Source organism: Thauera phenylacetica B4P, from assembly GCF_000310225.1.
Classification (GTDB): Bacteria; Pseudomonadota; Gammaproteobacteria; order Burkholderiales; family Rhodocyclaceae; genus Thauera; species Thauera phenylacetica.
In genome coordinates, this window is record NZ_AMXF01000419.1 from 1 (window position 1) to 1,795 (window position 1,795).

Sequence of the window (1,795 nt, forward strand, 5' to 3'; positions counted from 1 at the left end):
CGAGCGCCCCTCGCGGGTCGCCCCCGACGAGGCCGCCGCCGCGCGCGAACCCGTGCGCGCGCTGTGGCGGGCGGTATTCGGGGAATAGGCGGCGGCGCAGCGATAGCCGGCGGCGCATGAGCAGACGCCGCTTTCGCGCCTGCCGGCGCTCCTACAGAAACCACCACGCGTCCCGGCCCTCCTGTAGGCGCTGCGGCAGCTGCGAACGCGGCGGTCCGGTGATCGACACGCGTCCCGGGCTCCACCGCCGCCTTCGCGCCTGCCGGCGCTCCTGCAGAACCGCCGCGCGTCCCGGCCCTCCTGCAGGCGCTGCGGCAGCCGCGAACAGGGCGGTCCGACAATCGACGCGCATACGCTTTTCCACCGCCGCCTTCGCGCCTGCCGGCGCTCCTGCAGAACCGCCGCGCGTCCCGGCCCTCCTGTAGGAGCTGCGGCAGCTGCGAACAGGGCGGTCCGACAATCGACGCGCGTACTCTTTTCCACCGCCGCCTTCGCGCCTGCCGGCGCTCCTACATGAACCACCGCGCGTCCCGGCCCTCCTGTAGGAGCTGCGGCAGCTGCGAACAGGGCGGTCCGACAATCGACGCGCGTACGCTTTTCCACCGCCGCCTTCTACAGAAAACACCGACGCCCTGTGAGCGGCGGCGGGCGCGAACCGGGCGGTGCGGACATCGTGGGCGCGATGAAATATTTCACGTCGCAAAAGCGTGCATGACGCCCCGCGGGCCGGCGTCTAGAATTCAGGCGCCCTCCCTTCCGACGCCCGCCCGCGGGCGACATCCATGAGCCACGAAATCGAACTCAAGCTCGCGCTGCCCAGGCGCGCGCTTCCCGCGCTGCGCCGCCACCCGCTGGTGGCCGCGGCGGAGAAATGCGGCAACGCCCTCACCCTCGACAACACCTACTTCGACACCCCGAAGCTGCAGCTCAAGGCGCGCAAGGTGGCGGTGCGCACCCGCCGCCAGGGCCGCCAGATGCTGCAGACGGTGAAGTGCGCGGCGGTGTCGAGCGGCGGGCTGTCGCAGCGCCCGGAGTGGGAGACCGCATGGACCGGCGACTTCGACTTCTCCCCGGTCGACGACCCCGCCACCGCGCGCCTGCTCGAACGCCACCGCGAAGAGCTGGTGCCGGTGTTCACCACCCGCTTCCGGCGCGAGACGCGGCGCCTCGTCCCGCAGGAGGACGTGTCCATCCTGCTGATGATCGACACCGGCGCGGTGCACGTGCGCACCCCGGACGGCATCGAGCGCGAGGCCGAGATCTGCGAGCTCGAGCTGGAGCTCGAGAGCGGGCGCGCGCAGGACCTGCTCGACCTCGCCTGCACGCTCGCGCAGGACCTGCCGCTGATGCCCGCCGACCTGTCCAAGGCCGAGCGCGGCTATCGCCTCTTCCTCGACACCCCGGCCGGCGCGCTGCGCGCCGAGACCTCCACGCTCGAGCCCGGCCACAACGTGGTGGAGGCCTTCCGCGGCCTGGCGCTGTCCTGCGTGCGCCAGTGGCAGGGCAACGCCGCGACCGCGCTCGCGCAAGGCGACCCCGACGCGATCGACCCCGACAACATCCACCAGCTGCGCGTCGCCCACCGCCGCCTGCGCGCGCTGCTGAAGATCTTCGCCCCTGCGCTGCCGGAGGCCTTCGCCGGCACCTGGAACGCCCGCCTGCGCGACAACGCCAACCGCTTCGGCGACGCGCGCGACCTCGATGTCTTCCACGCCGAGCTGCTCGAGCCGGTCACACCCGAGGGCCTGGCCGACGCGGCCTCGATGGCGGCCCTGCTCGAGACCGTGCGCGCGGC

1 protein-coding gene is annotated in these 1,795 nt (G+C 72.8%); it reads left to right on the forward strand.

The genetic code is table 11. The features are described from left to right. Positions 1-782 precede the first annotated feature (782 nt). Positions 783-1,795 (forward strand): CYTH and CHAD domain-containing protein (locus tag C667_RS22660; RefSeq protein ID WP_004387468.1); only part of this gene is annotated, 1,013 nt, incomplete at its 3' end.